General features: G+C 53.0%; 20 protein-coding genes. 15 read left to right on the plus strand and 5 right to left on the minus strand.

What is annotated here, in order from left to right:
• Positions 1 to 43: 43 nt before the first annotated feature.
• Genes traF through AQ621_RS00080 form a run of 3 tightly spaced genes read left to right on the plus strand, consistent with a single transcriptional unit; the run spans position 44 to position 6,841 of the window.
• Positions 44 to 997: a conjugal transfer protein TraF gene (gene traF, locus AQ621_RS00070; RefSeq protein WP_058339731.1), complete on the plus strand. Its 954-nt coding sequence runs from the start codon at positions 44 to 46 to the stop codon at positions 995 to 997.
• On the plus strand, positions 994 to 2,385 hold the full coding sequence (locus tag AQ621_RS00075; protein ID WP_058339732.1) for a conjugal transfer protein TraH: 1,392 nt from the start codon (positions 994 to 996) through the stop codon (positions 2,383 to 2,385). The genes traF and AQ621_RS00075 overlap by 4 nt, the downstream gene beginning before the upstream one ends.
• Before the next feature lies 1 nt (position 2,386).
• On the plus strand, positions 2,387 to 6,841 hold the full coding sequence (locus tag AQ621_RS00080; protein WP_058339733.1) for a conjugal transfer protein TraG N-terminal domain-containing protein: 4,455 nt from the start codon (positions 2,387 to 2,389) through the stop codon (positions 6,839 to 6,841).
• 63 nt (positions 6,842 to 6,904) lie between these two features.
• Here AQ621_RS00080 and AQ621_RS00085 read toward each other — a convergent pair whose 3' ends face one another.
• The 5 genes from AQ621_RS00085 to AQ621_RS00105 all read right to left on the minus strand — a co-directional run bounded on the left by AQ621_RS00085 (position 6,905) and on the right by AQ621_RS00105 (position 10,811).
• On the minus strand, positions 6,905 to 7,987 hold the full coding sequence (locus AQ621_RS00085; protein WP_058339734.1) for a hypothetical protein: 1,083 nt from the start codon (positions 7,985 to 7,987) through the stop codon (positions 6,905 to 6,907).
• 92 nt (positions 7,988 to 8,079) lie between these two features.
• Positions 8,080 to 8,934, minus strand: a complete 855-nt coding sequence (locus tag AQ621_RS00090) for a hypothetical protein (protein WP_058339735.1) — start codon at positions 8,932 to 8,934, stop codon at positions 8,080 to 8,082.
• Between the two features lie 2 nt (positions 8,935 to 8,936).
• Positions 8,937 to 9,461: a hypothetical protein gene (locus AQ621_RS00095; RefSeq protein ID WP_058339736.1), complete on the minus strand. Its 525-nt coding sequence runs from the start codon at positions 9,459 to 9,461 to the stop codon at positions 8,937 to 8,939.
• A 15-nt stretch (positions 9,462 to 9,476) separates the two neighbouring features.
• On the minus strand, positions 9,477 to 9,827 hold the full coding sequence (locus tag AQ621_RS00100; RefSeq protein WP_058339737.1) for a hypothetical protein: 351 nt from the start codon (positions 9,825 to 9,827) through the stop codon (positions 9,477 to 9,479).
• 6 nt (positions 9,828 to 9,833) lie between these two features.
• A complete protein-coding gene (locus AQ621_RS00105; protein ID WP_058339738.1) occupies positions 9,834 to 10,811 on the minus strand; it encodes a ParM/StbA family protein in 978 nt (325 codons plus the stop codon).
• Between the two features lie 979 nt (positions 10,812 to 11,790).
• On the opposite strand from AQ621_RS00105, the gene mobI reads away from it, so the two are divergent.
• The 12 genes from mobI to AQ621_RS00160 all read left to right on the plus strand — a co-directional run bounded on the left by mobI (position 11,791) and on the right by AQ621_RS00160 (position 21,933).
• On the plus strand, positions 11,791 to 12,246 hold the full coding sequence (gene mobI / locus AQ621_RS00110) for a conjugative transfer protein MobI(A/C) (protein WP_058339739.1): 456 nt from the start codon (positions 11,791 to 11,793) through the stop codon (positions 12,244 to 12,246).
• Complete coding sequence (locus tag AQ621_RS00115) at positions 12,243 to 13,289, plus strand: PH domain-containing protein (RefSeq protein ID WP_058339740.1); 1,047 nt, start codon at positions 12,243 to 12,245, stop codon at positions 13,287 to 13,289. The genes mobI and AQ621_RS00115 overlap by 4 nt, the downstream gene beginning before the upstream one ends.
• An 8-nt stretch (positions 13,290 to 13,297) precedes the next feature.
• Positions 13,298 to 15,124 (plus strand): UvrD-helicase domain-containing protein, encoded by a 1,827-nt coding sequence (locus tag AQ621_RS00120; RefSeq protein WP_058339741.1) that lies wholly within the window; start codon positions 13,298 to 13,300, stop codon positions 15,122 to 15,124.
• Positions 15,125 to 15,138: 14 nt separating this feature from the next.
• Positions 15,139 to 16,221 carry an ERCC4 domain-containing protein gene (locus AQ621_RS00125; protein ID WP_058339742.1) on the plus strand — a complete coding sequence of 361 codons (1,083 nt, stop codon included), beginning with the start codon at positions 15,139 to 15,141 and terminating at the stop codon, positions 16,219 to 16,221.
• A gap of 13 nt (positions 16,222 to 16,234) precedes the next feature.
• Positions 16,235 to 16,426, plus strand: a complete 192-nt coding sequence (locus AQ621_RS17970; protein WP_227508190.1) for a ribosome modulation factor — start codon at positions 16,235 to 16,237, stop codon at positions 16,424 to 16,426.
• A 208-nt stretch (positions 16,427 to 16,634) separates the two neighbouring features.
• Positions 16,635 to 17,018, plus strand: coding sequence for a hypothetical protein (locus AQ621_RS00130; RefSeq protein WP_058339743.1), 384 nt, complete (start codon positions 16,635 to 16,637; stop codon positions 17,016 to 17,018).
• Positions 17,019 to 17,095: 77 nt separating this feature from the next.
• The gene (locus AQ621_RS00135) at positions 17,096 to 17,293 is read left to right on the plus strand and encodes a DUF7167 family protein (protein ID WP_058339744.1); all 198 of its coding nucleotides are present in this window, start codon (positions 17,096 to 17,098) and stop codon (positions 17,291 to 17,293) included.
• 80 nt (positions 17,294 to 17,373) lie between these two features.
• The gene (locus AQ621_RS00140; RefSeq protein WP_145840201.1) at positions 17,374 to 17,883 is read left to right on the plus strand and encodes a hypothetical protein; all 510 of its coding nucleotides are present in this window, start codon (positions 17,374 to 17,376) and stop codon (positions 17,881 to 17,883) included.
• A gap of 107 nt (positions 17,884 to 17,990) precedes the next feature.
• On the plus strand, positions 17,991 to 18,272 hold the full coding sequence (locus AQ621_RS00145; RefSeq protein ID WP_058339746.1) for a hypothetical protein: 282 nt from the start codon (positions 17,991 to 17,993) through the stop codon (positions 18,270 to 18,272).
• Between the two features lie 32 nt (positions 18,273 to 18,304).
• Complete coding sequence (locus AQ621_RS00150) at positions 18,305 to 19,258, plus strand: endonuclease (protein ID WP_145840202.1); 954 nt, start codon at positions 18,305 to 18,307, stop codon at positions 19,256 to 19,258.
• Between the two features lie 169 nt (positions 19,259 to 19,427).
• Complete coding sequence (locus tag AQ621_RS00155; protein ID WP_058339748.1) at positions 19,428 to 20,909, plus strand: hypothetical protein; 1,482 nt, start codon at positions 19,428 to 19,430, stop codon at positions 20,907 to 20,909.
• A gap of 52 nt (positions 20,910 to 20,961) precedes the next feature.
• Positions 20,962 to 21,933 carry a hypothetical protein gene (locus AQ621_RS00160; RefSeq protein WP_145840203.1) on the plus strand — a complete coding sequence of 324 codons (972 nt, stop codon included), beginning with the start codon at positions 20,962 to 20,964 and terminating at the stop codon, positions 21,931 to 21,933.
• The last annotated feature ends 26 nt before the right edge of the window (positions 21,934 to 21,959 follow it).

The following is a 21,959-nucleotide window of genomic DNA, read 5'->3' on the forward strand; positions in this document are numbered from 1 at the left end:
TTCTCGATCGGCAACAATATCTGTTGATTGGAGGAGTGTGTGGATGCGATACCTCGTAGTTTTATTGTCTGTTTTGGCAGCCTCGAAAGTTCATGCTGTCAGCCCGTTCTATGATCGAGCTGACGAAGGCTGGTTTTTCTATAACGAGCAGCGTTTGAAAGAGCGTTCGGCCGAGCCTGAGTTGCCGGCCGCACCGAAGCCCGAAGAAAGTTCCGTAGAAGTGACAGAGCTCCCGCCCGTGAGCTCAGGCCCAGCGCCGATGTCTGTTGAATGGTTCCGACAGAACTTTGATGAGATCCAAAACCGGGCAATAGATAACCCCACGCCTGAGAATGTCGCTGCATTCTACGCAGTGCATCAGCAGATGATCTCCAAATCAACGACTTTTGCCAGGGTGGCCGCTCAAGTTCTGGCGGACAACCCGGATCTTGATCCTCGCGTCAGATTTTCAAATTCCATCAGCGGTGAAAAAGAAAGGCAGCGTGTAGCTAAAGAAATGATGGCTACGGTGTTCGATCGACTGAAAGCAAACAACGGAGGCATTTGGTTCTGGTTTGATAACAGTAATGTCAGTCGGCAGATGGTTAACGGCATGATCAGTCTGGCCAAAGACTTCGATGTAGATATCTTGCCGATCGCGATTGATGGGGCGGAGCAGCAACTGATGGGCATGCGTGGCACGGATCTTCTACTCGATCCCATTGTAGATGATGGGCTCTCAAAACGCCTAAACATCGGCGCAACACCAGCTGTTGCGCTAGTCATTCCGCCACAACGTGTGGAGATTGTCGGCTATGGCACACTTGATCGCGGTCGGCTCGCCCAACGAATACCCGCTGCGGCAAAACTTATGGACATCCTATCTGAGGACGAATTTCTCCATGCTCGCGGGGAACTGCGAGGAGCGCCTAACGCGGCACGGCACACAGATTTCAATAACCTCAAAGACATTTCAACGGAAGAGATACTTCGGCAGTTACAAGAGGCCCGGAAATGACCCAGCTCAAAAACTTTCTGATCGCGTTCACCGCAACGGCAATGTTAGCGATGTCGGCCCCTTCGTGGGGGATGTCTAGTGCGTTGTCAGACATGGCAAAAGATCTTAAAGAATCAATCCGAACCACCTCACCTAAGGCTGTTTTCAATGAAGGTGCTGGCTTTGTAGATGGTGGCCGGGTGAGGGTTCGTTTTAAGGCCCCGCAATTCACTGGAGTAAAACTATGGGAGATAGATCCACCTTCGTTTTCTGCGTCCTGTTCAGGAGTGGACATTCATCTTGGATCATTATCCCTGATTACCAAAGATCAACTGGTTAATCTCATTGAACAAATTCCGGCAATGGCACCTTATTTGGTGATTTTGGCAATACAGAAGATGTGCGATGGATGTGCATCAGCGATCGCCGAACTGATGGACATGGCAAACGATTTCGGGCAGATGACCTTTGGCCGGTGCGAAGACAATCTCCAAGCACTCATCGATAACTCAGGTGATTGGGGTTACTCGGCGTCCGAGATTAAGACCAGCGTAATGTCGATGTTTTCGGGGGAAGATGATTCACCTGAGGATGGCGCAGCAACTCCATCAGAGGGAAATGCGGATAAAATCGAAAGCAAGAACCTCGTAACAGCGTACTTGGAGGAAGAAGGCTTTGACTCTAGGTTGGTTCCCGGAATGAGCAAAGAACAAGCTACAAACCTGGTGCTAACCCTGATTGGCTCAGTGATCTTGGAAGTTAAGACAGCTGGAGATGGACAAAAAGTACCAGAAGCGAACGTGCTGCAACCGGGAAGAACCGATAACCTTATTTATAGCTTAGTTGAAGGAAAGGAAATAGTTGGGAATAAGTGCAACAACGATCAGTGCATGTCACCTGAGGAAAACAAAGTGATTATAGGTGAATGGGAGGGGTTACATAAGCCGATCTTTGACATCGTAGATCCCTCCAATCCTGACTCCATTGTGAACCGTCTGCGAGTGTATTACGACATTGACACAGATCCAGCGAAGGCGAACCTAACGGATCCTGAGAAAGAGTTTCTGCCAAGACTTCCTGGTGTGTACGCATTTGCGAGAAACCTTGCAGAAATGAACCTTCCTATACCTGAGGACTTTGTTCGAGCAAGGACGAAACTATATGCCTTAGACGCCGCATATGAGTTTCTTATGCAAATGACGGTCGATCTCCGGAAAGAGCTTTCTTCTGTAGAGAAAACCGGGGGTAAGGAAGCGTACGAGAATATCATGAGAAACTTGGACACTGTGCAAAGGAACATCATTGGAGAATACGATGTTCTTGTGAAAGTCGTCCTAGATGAACAACAAAACGCTTTCAAAGAGATGAATACAATGCTCGATATCCACCAGGCTTTGAAGGGTAGGTAATATGGATTTTACTATTCGAGTTCTCGGTGATATCAGCTATTTGGCGGAGGTGATTCGGGCATCCTCCGCCATAATGTCGTTTGCAGACTTTAAGACATTACTTGCAATTGGTTTCTTACTAGGGATTCTTTGGATTGTAATCCAGGGGATAAGCTCCGGCGGTTCGGAAATAAAAGTAGGAAATATAGCAGTTGCCGGACTGATGTATGCCTTGTTCTTTGGGATTACCGTCGATGGGGTGAGGATTCAACAAGAGCGAACGGTTATAGGCGGTGGAGGTGCTGTGCTTGCACCGAGCAGAATCGAAATCGTCGATGATGTTCCGATAGGACTCGCGGCCTCCGGTGCAATCATATCCGGCATTGGCTCGAAACTCTCCGACTGGTTCAGGACAGAATTTACAAGGCCTGACGCCAACGGCATTGACCCGCTATTTGCGTTAGAAATGCTGATGAGAATGAAAGATGTGGGGTTCGACAACTCGATTGTTAACTGGGATCCCGAAGGATTGATTCAAGGTAACATCGATCGTTATTTCCAAGACTGCACCAAGGTCGGGTTGTCACTACAGGATACTGCTGGACAGCTTCCAATCAAAAAGAAAGACATCTTAGAGGCTGGCACTCCCGACGCGGAATACGAGACTGTTTGGGAAGCGATTAAGCTGAACAACAATCTTTATAGAACTCGCGTCATTTATAAAGATGATGCTGAGGATGAGGTTCTAGAAAATTTGGGGTGTGCAGAAGCGCATGATCGGATCAGCGTCAGACTGTTCGGTGATGAGGGATTAGAGAATATGAAATCCCGCATCGTCAGCGCAACCTGCGGCTCAAGCATTAGCGGCGGCATTTGCCCTAAAACAGATGTGGGATCTGTTGCTACGGATGCCTACAACACTGATGCCAAAGCACGTTTTGATGCTGTAGCAAAGGCCTATATACGCGCCGATATCGATGTAACCAAACAATTCATGAACCGCATCGGTCTGGGTGCTTTTGATCGTGCAGCAAAAGATGGGCGTGCCGTTACGGAAGGGGATGTATTTGTTCAAGCAATAGCCGGGCGAGCTTCGTCAACCCTTGTTCAAAACCAGGCGCTGCAATCATCCATTTTCATGAAGACAATGACACCTTTGATGGCTTTCTTTGAGGCCATGATGTATATCGCCGCTCCATTTGCTGCGTTTTTGGTGACGTTGGGCATAGGCGGTATCAGTCTCATTGGGAAATACCTGGTGTTCGCAACCTGGATACAGTTGTGGAAACCGGTAGCGGCGGCCATCGAGTTATACATTGAGATGGCGGCGTCAGGCGCTATGGCTTCTTTAAGCAAATACGGAGCATTAGATGGGGGGGCCTTGGGGTCAATATCCCGTGACGCGGAGCTTTATTCAACGGTCACGCACTGGCTCGGTACCGGATCGATGCTTCTGGCGGCTACACCTGCGATCACCTTGATGCTGATCTATGGGTCTGCGGTTACTGCCTCCAGCTTGGCCGGAAGGGTTGATGCCGCGTCCAACGCCGACGCAGGGGTTGATACCTTGGATGGAAAAGCTGAAGTGGGCGGTTTCAAGGGTCAGCTCACACCGAACGCTGAAACATCAATCGGCTACCAAGCTAATGCCAGTGATGCGCAAGGGACATTTGACCTTCAATCGATTTACAGCCAGGGGATGACCAATTCGGCGGCGAAAGAACAAAGCTTGATGGAACAGGCTACCGAAAGAGTTGGTCAGGGCTCTGAGGCCGCTATCGAAGGGGTCATGAGCTATGCGAATCAGGTTGGAAGCGCCACGGCGGCGGGAAGTAGCACTCAAACGCTTAGTTCCGTAGCAGAAAGCGCATCAGCAGACCTGGTATCGTCAAACCGTATTTCAAGCGGAGAACAAGATACGACTGCGATGGCCATTCAGCTGGGCATTGCCGCGCAAGCCGAAGGTGGCCAATCGACGCTCGATCAAGTGTCGGACACATTCAAGAAAAATGGAGTTGATACATCCAATTGGTCAACCGCCCAAAAAGCCACCGCCGCCGCAAAACTCTCGGCTCGTGGTGACATTAAAGGATCACAGACTTACCAAGAGATTGCTCAAGAAGTTAATGATCAAAGTAATCGTCAGGTTGCTGCGGTTGAAGAAAAGGTTCAGGAGAACAGCTCCAAGTTTGAAGAAGAGCGCTCTACATTCAATGAAGCCTATAGTAACAACGAAAGCTTTAAGGAATCTGAGAGAGCCTTTCAGCAGGCTGAGAAAGCGACATCCAGAGCGACGAGTCTCAGGGAAACCCGGCAGGCCACTCAAAGCACGGCTAACAGCCTGGGTGCCAGAGCCAAAATGTCTATGTCTGATTTCGTCGGATCATTGAACGATGATGGAACGAAAGCTGCGATCGGAGATTACATCAATCAGAGGATGGCGGATCCGAATAGAAATGAAGCTGTATGGGATGGTGTAGACACGTCGACCCCTGGAATTATCCGTGCGATGAAACAAGCTGCGGCAGAGGGCGACCTGGAAACGGTTAACGAGATCGGCGCAATGGCAGGGTTGATCGATCCTGTTGGCGTCGGCGCAGGAGAAGCCAACGTCGGCACCTCGGGCTTAGTGGATGAGGTGGAAGATGCAACCAGTGCTGACGTAGATGAGACCTACAATGACATGGCTGACGGCATTCCGAAGCCTAGCGAGTTAAAGCCGGATGAACGATCGGATTTCGCGGGCAGAGTTGCCGCCGGCCAAGAAGAAATTCTTAATAGAGAGTATGACACAGATGTAAATTCACCGGCAGAACAGTCAGTTGAAGCCCAGATCGAAAACAATAATATCGATAGAAACCTTCTGGGAGAGGACTTTGACAAGCTCTCTACAGAACAAAAGATGGCCCGAGTGCAGCAGGTCGGCGCACAACAGCAGGGAGCGAATGGAACCTATGCCAGAGATGCTTTTAAGGCCGTAGAGTATCTGACCTCTGAAGAAGGTCAGAAGGCTATGGATTCAATGGCGAACAATTCACTGGCTGCAACAGCTGGCGGAGCAGGGCTGGGCGCGATGATCGCAAAACGCGTAGGGTCTAATGTAGCCAAAGGCGCACTAAGAGGTGGCAAGGCCGGAATGGTGGCTGGACTGGCTGTAGGTGGTTACCAGGCATATAACGACTATAAAGATTATCAAACCGAACAGATGTTCAACGAAGATGGCTTCAACATCGCGACTGCTTCCGAGATGCAGCTTCAAGGTCTCAATGCGCTCGGGGATCGAGGCGATCAGATGCGGGACTATCTGAACACAACGATGACCAGCGTTGCCGGACAAGAGTTTAGTGCCAGGATGAACGCCGAAAGTCGTGGTGAAGAGTTTGATGCTGAAGCGTTCCGTGAAACTCTCAATCCGTTTGAACAGCAGGTTTACGATAATTTCGGAACGCTGTCTGAGTCATCCCAGACACAGGCTTTCCGGGATGATCTGGCAGATAGGACACAAACCTACAACCAGCTGAAAGCCCGGAGTGAAACAGGCCTCGGCGGCTTTGGATGGGGTGGTGCGACACAAGGCGTGGCGCAGATCGACTCTGCCTTGACAGGTGCTGGCGAAAAATACGATCAGTTCCTGAAAGATAACAACATTAATAGCATCGAAACCCCGGAACAGGAACAGGCGTTTTATGAGCAGCTCAATGTGCCAGAGCGTCGAGTGTACGCAGCCAGGGCAGAGCTGGGTGAAGCTGGGTATGGATCCCAGGTACAGAACGACTCGTTCTTTGAATGGCGAGATAATCCAGAGTTGGTGAATAATTATCGTGCCAATAATAAAAAGCTGTCTCAGAATTTTGGTGAACAAAGCCCTGATCAAGAGCGCATTGCAGGCGCATTCGTGGACGTGCCGGATCGTGAGGGCCGACCTTCAAACTACGTTCCAAGTATTGAGAGCGTTGGTAAAGCCGGTGAAGATTTCGAGTATCAGTCCGCAACAAGCGGTGGTGTGCAAAACAGAAGCTACAGTTTGGGCGATAATAATCGAAACGATCCTCCTCAAACCCCCGCACAGCCGGAGGCTCCGAATACGGTAGCCGAAACCCCGGCACAGCCGCAGGGTGCGCCCGCTGGTGCTGCGGTAGCCGGCGCTGAACTACAAGCTCCAAGTCAGCCAGGTGCAGCCAACTCGGGAGAAAAGCAAACCCGATTTGACGAGATGCGAAGCGCCTTGGAAGTATCAGCACCTAATCTGCTACCAAAAGGTTCTGAGGTTACTCCAGACTACGTTCAGAGCATTGATAGCACATTGCAAAACCTTGAATCGCTATACCTGAATTCAAGGCAGCAAAATGGTGACGGGTACAGTGCCGATCGGTTTGCAGCTGAAACTCCAATGAATGAATTTGAAGCAGAGGTTTGGAGCCAAAGAGATAATCTCATGGATAGTGGATTTGGAGGCGCGATGGTAGCCAATCGTTAATTCCAAACCTTTAACAATAAAGCCGTAGGAATGCCCTACGGCTTTTTTTATGCCTTATTAGGTTCAACGAGCCAGGCCAAAGATGACCCCGCTCTGAAACAACATCCTCGCCTGGTGCTCAGTCTGAACCTTAAACGGAAGCTCCACCGTGAAGCGAGTCCCGCAAGTGTATAAATACTTGTAGCCACCAGTGATGCTGCATGTCAGCGCAGAGTTCCGCTCTGATATGGGAGCAGCGTAAGGTCTATCAACCGACGTTGATTTCCGGACGACAGCCGTACCCACTCGTTCGTGATTAATGAACACGGAGTTCTTGTACAGAACGATCCTGGCAGGATGGTTGTGTACTCCATCCAAGCTTTGGGTGGGGCTCTTGAAGCTGATTGCAACCGGGATTGGTGAGGCAAGATAATCAACCAGCGCCTCGTCAACGGCCACTCCAGCGTTTCTGGCAACCCCTTTTGAGTCGTCCAGGGGCCCCTCCAGATCTGATCTTTCCGGGTTGATAGCGGGCATGGCTTGCAGAATGCTGTAGTAGGCATTCCAATAAGCGGTGTTCACGATCACATCCACAAGAACTCGTCCTTCGACGTAATCTGGGCCAACCATGTCCACGATGTACGTCCTCGGTGAGATGAAATACCCTGCTTGCAGCTGATCGTAAGGGCTCCCAAGAAAGCCTTCGAGCACACGCTGATACTCCCTCAATTTCCGTTGAGCTTCCGGTATTCCGGCTACCCTCGAAGCTTCGCCAACCCAAGGAACGATATCAGGGTTCTCTTGAGCATTGCCGTCGCTCGTCCTGGCCCGAGGAACAACTTCGGCATCCACCGTCACGCGGATACGTCCGTACTGACCGCTATCTTCAACCGAAACAACGTCATAGTTCCGAACAAACCCGTCCACTACGCCTACTGTTTTCGTGGTGCCACGGTGTCCTGTCATATCGAATGTGGAAACCGACCGCGAGACAATCAGAGCCCCTGTTGCCCGTTTTACGGCATCGGTTAGGGCCAGCTCTGTTGCGTCTTCAACACTCGAAGCGACACCGTAACCCTGTGACACAACGATCGCTTCATCGTCGGCAAACGACAATGACGATCCAAAAAGAGCCAGCAAAGCCCCACAAATCAACGAACGAAGCATAGTATTTTCTCCAAAAAGCGTCCTTACATCCCATTATCCATTAACCTGGGAGTCTGCAAGCTTAAACGAGGGGAGGGGAGGAGCTGAACTCCTTATGGAGTCGGAGTCCAGCCAAGAATGGTAGTTTCAGCTTTAACTTCTGATCCCAGAACCCATACGCGGGTTGAGATCTCCTCATGGAATACCCGGCCTTGCGAGCTTCCTGAAAGATACGTGACCGCTCCATGCCGCTCGGCTTGTAAGGTCTGGCCCAGAAGCGTCTCAACGATCTTCATGGTGGCTGCATTTTTGGCTTTGGCAACAGCCTGGCTTTCAGATTGAGCGGGCCGTGATGGGTTAAACGCAGAAACAGCCTCGCCAGTTACCATTGCGAACCGAAGGCCTTCGATGTCGGTATACCGAGATCTCTCAGCCAACTTTCGAGCTTCTGCGAGTCTTTCGATGCGCTGTTTATAGGAGCTGTTGGTCGCTTTCTGAGCTCTGCGAAATTGCTCTCTCGAAAGCTCATAACGAGCCCATACGATATAGGTGCCGTTGTTATTCCGTGTGAGATAAGAGTATGTGCCTCCAGATGAGTGGGCGTCACCTGAGAGGCCTACCGCGTTAAGGCTTGAGATTTGCTCCCGAGCAATGCCATCGGTGCCCGTTTGTGTTTCTGACAGCGAAAGCTCTGACACCCTCACATCAGCACCCAAGTAGCGAACCAGGTGACCTACAGCATGATTTTCAGCCTGGCTCCGGGCCTTTGCTTCTGAGGAGGCTTCTGCCTGACCTACAAACCAAACGCTTGTACCTGTTTCTCCGCTTGAAACCTGAGTCCATGCCGGCAAAGGCGCTGCTGAAGAGTAGGCATCGGAAGTCACATCTCCGGGTGATTGAGTGAGGGTGGAGCACCCCCACATCATCGTTGCACTGAGCAGCACGCTTGCCAGACGGGTAGTGTTCATAATTATTGACCTGTGGTATCGCCTTCAAATACAGCGGCCGGAACGGTGGTCATGACAAAAGCGGTAAAGAAGGTTTCACCTGTCGCTTTGTTCTTCCACTGCTCAAATCGCCATTTTTCGGGGCTCATCTTTTGGATAGCCAGGCTGGCAATTTCCTGGGTTACGACTTCGCGTGTAATGGTCGGATTCTGGATTCCATCCTGAAGGCCAGAGCTCCGCTCGGTTGTTGTAACCTGGTCATCAACCTGAGTTTCCGCATATTGAGTGATAAGTCGACGCACATCACTCATGGCTGCATCACGGGCCCCACGTTGCGTGCTATGGCGGTTGCTCATGCCAACAAAGGAAATCTCGTTCCTGTTAGCTTTTGACACAACCCCATTGGCAGTCCAGCCGGGACGCTTATCCTCACCATCTGAAGTCCAGATGAGATCGTCTGCAATCTGTGGGGGCTTATAGTTAGAGGAGCACCCGGAGACGATGAAAGCTGTTACGAGAACACAAAGAGCAAGTTTGAATTTGACCATGATTGTTACCTCTATTTAGAACTGGTTTGCCATGCCGCCCAGGATTGAATTCCGCACATCTTGGTACTGATCCTTTTCCTCAGGCTTTTCTTGGGTGGGTTGTTGGTCTTTTGCCGCTGCAACTTCCCTTGGGGTCTCTTTGGGAGAGTTATCCCCTGACTTGGCATCCGAAGATGCCGTTGCCTTGGAGTGTTTACGCGGCGCTTGAACTTGAACTCGACCCTCAAAATGAGAGCGCAGTTCAGAAGTAGCAAGTAGACGTAAGCGCTCGCCTCGTCGCCTCGGATCGACTTTCTCCAGATCGGCATACAGATCTGGGTGAGAGTCCTCGTTCACCTTTAGAATGACTCGAATTTGTCCGCCCATCACTGATTACCCCTTGCCAAGCTGGAAGAACCCGCGAGCGTTTGCCAGAACCGGTTCTTCGCCAGTAACCACTTTAGACCCTTCCATGATCTTGGCAGCAGCATCTTTGTAATGCTCAGCGCCACCTCCGGCAAGCAGGATGAAATCGGCACCCTGGATCTTCGACCGGCGCATTTTCTGCCGTACCGCTTTCATGACGTTCTCAGAGACATTGCCGGCGGCCAGATCGAGATACAGGTTCAAGTCCTTCATTTCGCCAAATACCGGCACCATGCGATCACCCCGAGCTGCATCTTCCAGTGTGGCCAGATCAAACGGTCGTCCGGTGTCTGCGGTCAGAAGGCGGCCTGCTTCTTCCAGTAGAACACTCATGGCGTCCTGGCTGGAGTCAGACGAGCTCTTATCGAAGTTACCCTTGTCGATGGCGCACCAGTCAACACTGAAGAAGCCCGGATCAATGACCAGCACTCGGGAGGCTTGAACAACGCGAGGGTCATCTACGGTCATCAGGTAATCGATAAAGGCACCTACCGGCTGAGGAATCACCTTGACCCGCTTCACTGTCACGAAACGGCCCTCGCTGATTTCATGCTGGCCCGTGAGATGGTTGACCAGTTTTGCCTTGAACTCTTCATTGATGGCTTGCTCGACGGGCAGGCCGGTGACGAGCATATCAATTTCAGATTTCTCGGTGACCATTAACGCTGCGTGCAAGAGGGCTTTGTAGTCATCGGAAAAGGGGTACTCTTTGGACAGCACCCGAGTCCAGCCATCGATGGAGCTTTGATCAATGCCGGCGATGTAATTCTCATTGCCGACCTTCACCTCGAAGCCGCCTTTCGAGTGGCTCGCCAGGATCGACTTTGAAACGTAGTCTTCAGGCGCAGCACCCGCAGGGAAAAGGATCGTCTCCGGCTTATGTCCAGCCTCACCGAAGGCCAGTTTCAGGTTGCTGTAGCCAATATCCATACCAAGAATAAACATGCACTTCTCCAAATAGGTTTCTGTTCGCTTATCTATAAGTCCAAAAACACTGATCAATGTTTAGCGAAAAGGTCTACTGAGCGTACCGCGAGAGTACCCGTGGAAACCCGGTATTCGCCGAGCTGCCACAAACCATCTGTTCGACCTGGAAGCTAAAGGTCTACAGAGCGTACTTTTAAGTGCGCCAGTGAGTACCTTTGAAAAATCGAGCAAACCACTGATGTTTCTGGCGGGTACACTGAGAGATACCTAAAAGTCTACTAAGCGTACCTTTGTGTAACCCATTAGGGTTGGCAGGAATCGGCAAGGTCTACAGATCGTACCTTTAAGTGTATCTCTGAGTACCTGCGGCTAATCCCGCCCAAGCAGGAAGGTCTACAGAGCGTACCGTTAAGTAATCCTCTGTGTACCTTTCCTGATTTAGCCCTGAATCAACAGGTCTACTGAGCGTACCTTTAAGTGCATCTTTGTAGACCTGTGAATGCCATTTTAGAGCCTCGCTATCCCCCCTGGTGACGGAAACCCTTGCTGAAAAGCGCCTCTTTCTGAAACAAACCAGGCCTTCGGAGTTGTTAACCTTTCCATTACTTCCAACCCTCATGCGCGGAGGGTAGGAGGCGGTTTGTTTTTCCAACCCTAGTTAGGAAAAGAGGTCTGGAACCTATGAGAAAACCACTTGCTAGGGTAGGAAATAACCCCATTTTCCGAACCTGTATCGGGGCAAGGCATCGTCGGCCTACCCTAACAAGAGAAAAAAGCGGCACTAGGGTAGGAAGCGCCACCAATTTCCGAACCTATTACGGATACAGGGGGTGCCAGCCTACCAGGAGGCAAAACAAGTGTCGCTAGGGTAGGAAACACATTGCATTTCCGACCCTACGGGTGATTTGCAAGGTAAGTGAGCCTACCCTCGCGCCCGCGTGCGCGAGGGTAGGAAAAAACACAAATTCCAAGCCAAGCAGAAAGGTGAGAAAAACCAATGTATTCCGAATTGGAAGAAACGCTGAAAAAGCGATTAGGGGATTTGGTGGAAGAGGCTAAACAGGTGGCCCAAAAGCACTGGGAGTATCACCTGTCAGAGAACGCGAACAGAGAGCCTTCAGAGAAAGGGCGTCTGAATGTGTACGTGCGGTGCAAGGGAGAGACGGTGGAAATCTATTGGGCGAAATACCGATTCATCAAACCCAATGATGGCGGTCGGTCAAGGATCCGGTCGACGTACCTGAAGCGCGGTCGGGGTAACTGGTACATGGAATCAACGCTGACCCGTGCAGGCAAGGCGTGGGAGATTGCCAAAGCGATCGAGGTTGAGAGGGAGTTGGGTGGAATCCGAGCGGAGGTTCAGAGCGTCAAGAAAGCCCTGAGGTATGTCCGCGAGGCAAACAAACAAATGAACGAGAGGCTGGTTACGGCTGGCAAGCAGGAGGCGGCATGAGTGTAGAGCAAATTGGTACTGGGAAAGATATTCGGCCGGCGCATAGGGCTTTCATTGGGTATTGGGTTTTGATGCTGGCGTTTCTGCCGCTGATCGTAGCGCCGGAATTCTTTGCGTCATGGGTCGTGAACTCGGCAGGCATGGAGCCGCCAGGAAAGGAAGGGTATGCCGGGATTTCGGGCCTGGTGCGTGCGTTGGCGTTCGTCGTGGTGGGCGGGATCTACTTGATGAAGATTTTGATTCCCCAGCTCTCCAATCGATATCAGGTCACTGAGGATCGCGTAGTCGAGATCAAGGGCATCATAAAGCGGGATCAGAACACGACAGAGTTGGCCCACATACGCAGAGTGAATGCGCGAGTTGGGTACGTGGGCCGAATCATGCAGATGCTGGGATTCAAAGGCTATGGGGATCTTGTTTGTTATACCGCCGGATCCGGAGACGAGGATATCACCCTGACGGGGCTGCTGGATCCAGTGAAGGTTGAAGGTCGGATTCGTGAGTTGATTGCGGAGCACCATAACAACAGGTCTTCGCATACTGGAGGCTCTGTATCGGCAGGCACCAAAGATCAGCCAGATGGGCAGGTTGGCGACAAGGATGCAGGTGTAGCGAATCGGTTGGCCATGCTTGAGCAGCGGATTGCGTATTTGGAGCACCATCTTCTACGGGGCGGTCAGGGGTCTTCTTCGCAGTTGTCGGCAGAGGACAAGTCAGATCAGCGTTCGCCCAAACAACCGGGGAGCATACTGGGGGCTAGTGTATCGGACGATCTTGGCAGTCCGTCCCAAAGTGATGCTGAGAGCGAAGGGCATGCTGCCGACTGGCACCTAAGCACGTTGCCGTCATACGAGGACAGCGAGAACCCTGAAGGAACGTCCGAGATGAAGTCAGAGACGCCGGAGGAAGATTGGTTGGAGCCGACGCCAAAGATGTTTGGTGATGATGGTGAGTTGTCGAAGCCGTCGTCAGAGAAGGATCGGAAAGGGCAGAAGAAAGATTTTGGTGGTGAGTCGGTCGGTATGTTGATGGACGAGGAGTAACGCGAGCTATGGGGCTGAGCGAGAAGCAACAGAAGGCAGCGTTAGCGAAGGGGCATGCGCGAGTGATTGCGGGCCCTGGTTCGGGGAAGACGACGTTATTGGTGGCCCGGACGGGGTATTTGCTGGAAGACCCGCAAGCGCGGGTTGGGTTGGTGACGTTTGCATCGGCGGCGGCGGGCGAGATGAGGGAGAGGTTGGCGAAGAAGGTTGACCTTTCCCGAGTGATGGTGAGCACGTTTGATGCGTTTGCTCGCCGTCAGGTTTTGGATCTGATTGATGGTCGTCGTCCGCCGAAGCCGTTTGAGCAGAAGATTGCGGTGAGCCGGGCAATCAGGGAGTCGCAAACGGACTACGAGGCAGACATTGCGGAAGAGGTGATTGCTCGGTTGTCAGCGAGGATGTATCCAGACGACGGCGACGAGAAGGAATATCGGCTGTTCAGCACATACCAGGATCTGCTGGAGCGTGATGGTCTGATCGAGTTTTCAGAGATAGCTCGGATGTCGGTTGAGGGGATGCGAGATGGCCGAGTGGAGCCGGTTCCGGCTACGCACCTACTGGTGGATGAGTTTCAGGACACGGCCCCGGTTCAGTTGGCCTGGCTGGAGGAGCATTGGAATCGCGGGATACTGGTAACGGTGGTTGGGGATGATGATCAGTCGATCTATGGATTCCGTCACGCGCTGGGTTACAAGGGGATGGAGCGGTTTGCCGTAGAGACGAAGGCCTCGGATTACTTTTTGAATGACTGCTATCGGTGTTCCCCGGAGGTTGTTCGTGCGGCCCAGAACGTCATAGGGAATAACAGGGCTCGAATAGACAAAGCGATAGAGTCCAAGGCTGACACTGTCGGCCGAGTCACGATCAAGCGATTTGAGAATTTCAAGCGAGACGAGATCCAGAGCCTTGATCGTTTTTTGCTGGTTCATGAGCGAGAGAGTTCGCCGGGAAGACCAGCGGTTCTTGGTAGGACAAACCGATCGCTGGATGAGCTTGAAGGTCACCTACAAGGTGTGGGTTGGAAAACAAACCGGATCGGAGGGAAGTCGATCTGGGAGCAAAGAGGTGCGGGGTTGGTGTTGGGTCTGGCCGAGCTGGCGCATAGCCGAGAGCGAGGGAAGATTGGCAACGGTTGTACGGCGTTGATGTGGGCGGGCTGTAATGCGGGTGACGTTGACGTATACCGACAACATGTTCTTGAACACGGTCTGTATGAGCCGGTGCCGGACAAGCTATCCCACGATCATCGTTTTGAAGAGTTTGTGGAGCAGCTGAGTCTTTGGTCGAGGTTGTCGATGGATGGCGACGGATTGACGACGATGGACATGATCTTTGCGTGGGTTCGGACATACGCCGCTGGCGAGCAGGACAAGCGGATTGCTGCGATCGCGGCGAGGATACTGAAGCCGGATCCTGACAACCCGAAGGATTCGTTGGGCCGTCGCCTGGCGTCGGCAACAAGGAAGAAGCCTGAGTCGGACAGCGAGGATGAAGAAAGCCTTCTTGAAGACGGCGAAAGAAAAGTGGTGGTCGACATCGCGACCCTGCACGGAGCGAAAGGTATGGAGTGGGACTCTGTATGGATCCATAAGGCAGACGAGCTGGAGATGCCATCGAAGCAGGCGGTAGAGCTTGAGGTGTTAGGCCAGCTTGAAGGGATCGAAGAAGAGCGTCGTTTGTTCTACGTGGGGATGACCAGGGCGAAGCGCCGGCTGGGCATCAGCTGCTCCTCTGGGGAGATGAGTCGCTTCATTGTGGAGTCGGCGGTACCGATTTCGGATGGTCTTGATGCTGCCTATAACGGGGCTGAGTTTTCCCTTGAGGGGAATGTGTGAATCAGGAGGTCGAGATGTTGAGAATGTGGAAGCACCCGAAGAATGGTTCGGTACGGCTTTACGTGGCCCCGGCGGCGGTCAAGTCGGCACTATCTGAAGTGGACAAGGATATGAATCCCAAGGCGGTGAAAGCCTGGCTGGAGGAAAAGGACGGCCAGGCGTTGCTGAAGATTTCGGTCAGGGACGAAGATCCCGTGTCGAGGGAAGTGGTATCCGAGGTGAAACGCTCGATTGCGGAGATGCTGGGATCTTCTCTTGGGGAGCCCTGGGGAGACTTGCTGGCAAAGTCTGAAGCGGACAATCGGCCTGATCGCCCGTCTCGAAAATCACGTTTGATGACGGATCCGGATAGTCGGATCAAGGAATCGCACCGCCTGGATATCGCGTCCATCAAGATGCCGGGAGATGTCACGATAGAGGTGGATCACAGAGAAACGAAGTTGATATCAGAGATTCTGTCACGTCACCCCAACATCACGGTAAAGCGGGTTGCGCTGGAGCTGGGTGACTTCCGGGTTGAGGATCGTGAGGGTAACGAGCTGCTCATCGAGCGCAAGCGTTGCGACCCTACAGAGTCCTCACCGGACGCACGAAATGACTTTGAATCGAGCGTTGTTGGAGACGGTCGACTGTTTGACCAGGCGGAGCGGCTCCACTTCCGGGCCTCGAACTCGGATCACCAGGTCATCCCGGTGATTTTGATTGAGGGTGATGTTCATCGTCATTCTCAGACAATGCTGATTCAACAGGTGGACGGGGCGATCTCCTGGTTAGCGGCGATCCAGCGGGTCAGCGTCTTTACCTCTCTGGGGGCTAATCATAGTGCGTATCAGATAGCGAAGCTGGCCAGCCATTTCGTGGACGGCTTGTTTACCCCCATAGCGAGACACAAGAAAAAGCCAAAGGCGCTGTTGAGTCAGAAACTTTACGTGCTTGAAAGCCTTCCTGGTGTCAGCTCGGGCATTGCCGAGGCCTTGCTTGCGACATTTGGCTCGATTCGGGCGATGGCTCAGGCGAGTGAGCAGGAGCTGGCGTCGGTGAAGGGTGTTGGGCCTAAGCGTTCACGGGAGATTGCGCGTGTCCTTGGAGAGCTGTGATCTTGAGCAAGAGATGGACGCCTATGTGATCGATGGGCCGGAGATCTATCGTGCTGGTTACCTCGCGGGCATCCAGGGCAGGGCTGTGAAAGAGTCGCCGCATCCTGTTGGTGATTGGCGTGATCAGGTCTGGTGTGACGGTTGGCGGAGCGGACGCCTTGACAGGCTGGCACGTTTCGTAGGATGTGAAGAAGGTGTGGGCTGACGAGTGGCTTGCAGAAGATCAAGACCATGAGATATTGAAATGAACGTAAGGCTGACCCAGAGGAAATATCATCCTGAAGCCTCCGATTTTTGTGTCGCGCTCCGTGCCTTGCCCGCCCCGTGCGGGCTTTTTTGTTTGCCTACCTCAGCTCGCCCTCTAAAATGTTGTCTTTCGACATTCTCAATCCCAAGAGTACCTGGTACACATCATGGAATTCCGTCGTCGCCATAACAGCTGCTTTGCCTCCCTTGGTGCCGCTGGAACCGGGGATCCGATTGGAGTGATTTCTGGCGAAGACATCGAAATAGAGAGATGGCTTGGGATTTGCGATCGGTCGGTGATTCGGGGTGTGCCGGGTATGGAGCCGGTGTTATTGGATATACAGGCCTGGCGAGTGACGCTGCTGGATCCGTACCACTGGCTGCCGGCGGGCTGTTACATGGCCGGGGCCAGGGTGCCCGGAGGGGTAGTGGGTGTCATGAGCGGATCAAAGCCGCTACTGAAAACAAAGTCCGAAGAGGACGACCGGCTTGGCCGAAAAAAGTCCCAGGAGCTCAAGTCGGAGGATCCCTGGTACATGCGAACCCTTTGATGCCGGGAGGGCTGATTGCAGAAAAGGGGAAAGCTGATACTTTGAGCATTAGCCAGCCGGGATACAGGAGTAGAGATATGTCGGAACAAATCCGGATCAAGTATTACGTTCGCACCGACATGGTGGGTTCAACCTGCGAAGACGTGTTGGAGATGCCCCGGTCAGAATGGGAGGCCATGTCGGAACAAGATCGCGAAGAGATGATGAGGGAGTTAGCCTTCAATTCAATGGACTGGGGATACAGAGAGATCCCAACTGGAGAGAGTGAAGCATGATGATGTCAGAGCTGCGAGGGTTAAAGAATCCCGAACTTTACCAGCCCTGGAGGCCGGGACTCCGAATGGCCGGATGCGCTTTGACCGCGCTCCTGGGTTTGGCCTTATGGGCGCATTCGCATTGGTACCCGGAGGCCGAGTGGTACACCTCAGGCATCACTGATCTCTCAGGGGTTTACGGGCTGGGTGGGATCGCTTTGCTTGTAGCAGCGGTTTCAGGCTTTGTCGTGACGGTTGTTTTCCCGTGGGTCACCCAAAAGGCCGCGAGATCGCCGATTGAGATAACGGTAGGGACGAATCAGCTCAGGTTCGGTGGTCGTGGACGCTATGAGCATCTGTCAGGCGCTCGATCAGTGCAAGGCGAGGATGCCTATAGCGACGACAAGGCTCTGATAGCCAATCCTCGGGCCTTTAAGCGGGCGGTTGAGTCGATCATCAACGGCCTTGATACGCGGGCTAAGCCCTTCGTTGTGATCACGGTTGAGTTGGATGGAGGTGCATCACCGTCGCTGGCCGACATTCACATAATCAAGAGCGCAATGCTGAGTTGCGAGAACGTACTCGATTTTTGTGTTCAGGGGAAGGCGTGATGGCCGTATTGCTAATGAACGCGATTGAGGCCTTGATTGCCCTACTGTGCATGACCGGCGTTGCTGTCCTGGCAGAAAGAATCACTTGGAAAGTATAGAGAGGCAGTGTGCTAGACAATATAACCCAAAAAGTAGAGACCAAAGATGTTGCAGCTGCGATAAGAGCCATCGCCGGCATGCTAATGACGGAAGACCAGTTGACCAAAAAGAAAGTGGTTGATGCTGCTGGAAAGATGCTGCTTGTGTGTCCCGGCATGATCACTCGTATAGCTCCGAAAACGCTTTACAACCCGCAGCGCGAGGGGGTCGAAGTTTTCTATGTGAACGGGGATAGGTTCAGCGTCGATCTGACGACTGAAGCACTGGCCGAGCAACTGGGTCTGGGTTAAAAGCGAGCTGTATCAACATGAAGATCATTCCAATGTTAACCAGGGCAATGACCGCAGCACTGTTGCTGGCGTTATCGTTATCGTCGTACGCGGACACCCCAAGCTCATTCCGGCAAGCGAAGGTCTGGGCCAAAGAGTATGTTTACTTGGATCGGAACACCAGTGATTACGGGACGTTGTACTGCGGCTGCCAATGGCGCTGGACGGGAGAATCCGGAGGCCGGATAGACCTGGAAGGTTGCGGGTATGAGATCCGGGCGCAGGAGAACCGGGCCAAGAGGATCGAATGGGAGCATATCATGCCGGCGCACTCACTGGGCCACCAGCGTCAATGCTGGCAGGAGGGTGGTCGTCGAAACTGCGTATCGAACGATGCGGTGTTCAACGTCATGTACGTGGATCTGTTCAATCTGACGCCGGTTGTAGGCGAGTTTAACGCTGACCGGAGCAATTATCGGTTTACCCAGTTTCCAGCTTCGGCACCGTACCAACATGGCGCGTGCCCCTCCCGCGTAGATTTCTCGCAGCGAGCGGCTGAGCCACGACCGGAAGCGCGTGGTTTGGTGGCTCGGACGTACATGTATATGCACGACCGCTACAACCTGCCGATGTCCAGGGCCCAGCAGCAGATCATGATGGCGTGGGATCGCCAGTACCCGGTGACCGATTGGGAGCGCGTGCGCCATGATCGGATTGCGGCCGTAATGGGTCATGAGAACCCCTTTGTCACGGGCGCGAAGACCTGGAGCTTGGGGCATACGAACAGCGGAGAGGGTCTCCGGCACGCGGGAAGTTCATTGTCCGCCAAAGACAGCCATTCTATTGACTTGCCGGGGCCGATTCACGGCAACCGGAACTCGAAGGTTTACCACCTCCCCACAGGCTGCCCCAGCTATAACGCCATGGCAGACCGGAACCGCGTTGAGTTTTCCAGCGAAGCCGAAGCGATAGCGGCTGGTTACCGTAAAGCGGGCAACTGCCGCTGAAAGCCGAGGTTCAGGCTGGGCCTTTACCGGCCTCCTCAGCTTTGCCGCCCTCTACCATTACCCTTGCTTGCCGATGAATACCCGGAGGCCCTGCGGTTGCAGATTAGGCACTTGGGATTAGCGTAATGGTGAAAGCAGATAACATCGTGTTCAACAAAGAGGTAACGCCGTGAAAAGTAATGTGAAGGGATGGCAGGCCAAGCGCCTGTTACTGGCGATGGGATGCTCGGTAGGGCTGGCCGGTTGTATCAGCGATAGCAGCGATGAGCCGGCCCAGAATCCTGGCGGCGAAGACATTGTAATCGTGGTGCCGCCGACAAGCGGTGGTGGTGATACCAGCGATCCAGGTCTGGAGGTTGGTGAGGCAGTAGAACAGCTGGTGATCTATGTTGACGATTCGAATGAGGTCGGGACAGACCGCATTTGTACTGCGTCTGGAGCAGACATTCTGGTTCACGACGCCAACGGTGCTCTCATCAAGACCTTGCGCAGCGATGCCAATGGGGTTGTAAATCTGGATGACGTAGTGAGCGGTCATTACCTGACGCTGACGGCATCAAGGCCGGTATCGGCAGGCGCATCAATCACGCAGGCGTTTTCGATTCAGCGCGACCTGATTGACGACAGCTACGAAGTGACTCTGTTGAGCTACAACGGCACCAAGACGAATTGCGCAGATGTTGAGGGCGACGATTCCGGTTGGGGGAGCTATTACACGCTGGCGGTTGATGGCGCAGAGGGCATTGACGCGGTGGTGGTGAAGCCCGACGACGCGGTATTCCAGACCTTGGGCGGCGGCTTCGGCGTAGTGGCTGATGGCCGGTCTCGGGATCTTCTGGTCATGGGATATAACTTCAACAGTTATGGCGACATGATTCTGGAGCGCTACAGCTACGAGAAAGGCGTTCAGGGCCAAGATGGGGATGAGGTTAGGGTATCCCTTGATTTGCTGCCAGAGAGCCTGATAAAGCCTGTGGAAAGCAATCTTGTGGACATGGAGAGCTTCTGGCTTCACCCGCAAACGTGGCGCAACCACTCCATTGAAGCGTTGTCGGCGGCAAGCGCGTCTGTGGCATCCAGCGTGAAAACGGTGAATGTTGGCGAAGGCGGGCTTCAGGTGCGCCGTAAATACGAGTCGGGCGAGTCAACGATGGTGTCCGTGGAGAACTACCCAAACTTTGGATTCCCGGTACCGGAGGTCACTGAGGAGGTCGGTGCGATCCTGTCACCAACCCTGACGGGTCAGGCAGTGTATTTTGACCTGGTGACACCGGGCTACGACATCTTCGAGATGAGTTATGAGCGCCGGAACCAGGGTAACCTTCTGCCGGATGGTAACGATCCGGTCAGTCATAAGGTTTACACCAAGGATGTCGACGGGGAATTCGTATTCCCGGATTTGGGAACCGAGCTGGAGTCCCAGTCATTTGATCGCCTGGATATGACGCTGGCGACGGGCCCAAACGAAGACGATGCATTGTGGGTGAAGAGCCGGTATACGGGGCTGATCATGATCCGTCCGTCGGATGATGCACTCACACGGTACCTTGGCGACGAGGTGAAGACGATTCAGGAGGCCCAGAGGAAGATTTTCGAAGGGTATAACGCGAACCGGGTGCTGCACACTTATACGAGTGAATCAGTACGCTGACGCTGAAGGCCCGCCCTACGGGGCGGGCAGTTACAGGTTAGGGGGAGGTGCGGTGAAAGCTGGCGTGATTATTGGGCTTGGTGTTGTGATTGGGCTGGCGGGCGTGACGGCCATGTTTTTTGGGGTGCTGGGACTATCTCTCCTCTATCCTCAGCAGGATGCGACCCTACTGGAAGTGCTTAGTGATAGCGCTGTCGCATCGCCTGTATTTTATCTGACGGCCGTGTGTTTTGCGCTGTACTGTCTTGCGTCATGGGTGTTCTACCGAGAGGCCAAAGGTGGTCACCCGTTGAATTCCCGAATGGCACGCAACTACCCATGGCTCCCGCTGCTGGCCGTACACACCTTCTTGTTGAGCATCATCCCCGCCGCTATTTTTGCATCGCTACTGGGCGTCACGATCTCGAACCTTTATGAGTATGCACAAGGGGCAGGGCTGGTTCGGGTCGTCGAAGCTGAGCCGTTATTGGATCTGACGCTTGAAGTGTCGATGATTGGTGTAGCGCTGTATGCGATTGGGTGCTTCTTGTTCTGGAAAGGCAGAGCGGAACCTATAGTGTTTTTTCGAGTTGGTTCAGGCGGTCTGGGCGTGACAATAACGCCTTTAGGGCGAGAGTGGCGGATTCATTACCAGCCAGATGGAAGTGAGAAGAGCGCAAAGGGGGAGAATTTCTTCAAAAGGGGGCTATCGGAGTTTTCAAAAGAATTTCAGCGTTGGAAGGGGGTGTGGCCCGAGAAGATTGTTATGTGCTCGCACCTGCTTGCGGATCTGAAATACGAGGCTGTGCAGCGAGAAGCGTTTCAGCAGCTCGCTGACCAGATCGGGTATGTTTTGGATTACCCGGATGATCGGGAGCAGGCAACTCGATGGCATAAAAGGCTGTTGAAAATGCGGTACAGCAAATTGTCGGATAAAGACAAAAAGGGCGAACTGGATCATGTCAGAACAGTGACCATATTGCGCGACAAGCCCCGTACTTTGAGTGCGGGGAAGGATAGCGCGGAATCCCCGGATTCCCGGTAAAACGCCTGAAACGACGCAACTAAAGA

This window comes from Marinobacter sp. P4B1, assembly GCF_001447135.1.
Taxonomy (GTDB): domain Bacteria; phylum Pseudomonadota; class Gammaproteobacteria; order Pseudomonadales; family Oleiphilaceae; genus Marinobacter; species Marinobacter vinifirmus.